Genomic DNA, 336 nt, shown 5'->3' with positions numbered 1-336 from the left:
GGCGCCGCTGACCCTGGACCGCGACACCGTGCGCGAACAGCTCGGCAACAGCGAAGTCGGCCTGGCCGGGCAGGAGACCGCGATCGGCGAGGCCATCGGCCTGTCGGTGCGGCGCCTGCGCCAGTTGCCCGAGCACGAACGCGTGCTGATCCTGCTCACCGACGGCGTCAACAACGCGCCGCCGGACCCGATGCGCGGCGCCCAGATCGCCCACGACGAAGGCGTGCGCATCCACACCATCGCCTTCGGCGGCGACGGCGGCATGACCCTGTTCGGCGTGCGCCTGCCCACGCCGGGCGGCGCGGCCGAAGTAGACGAGCCGACCCTGCGCCGGAT

General features: G+C 73.5%; 1 protein-coding gene. It reads left to right on the top strand.

Going from position 1 to position 336, the window contains the following annotated elements; genetic code table 11:
* Nucleotides 1-336, top strand: a 336-nt coding sequence (locus HKX41_10785; GenBank protein NNC24615.1) for a VWA domain-containing protein, incomplete at both ends; no start/stop codon positions are given.

Origin of the sequence: Salifodinibacter halophilus (assembly GCA_012999515.1) — a bacterium.
GTDB classification, from domain to species: domain Bacteria; phylum Pseudomonadota; class Gammaproteobacteria; order Nevskiales; family Salinisphaeraceae; genus Salifodinibacter; species Salifodinibacter halophilus.
The sequence above is the reverse complement of the archived record's forward strand: the minus strand, read 5'-3'. Positions and strand labels throughout refer to the sequence as shown.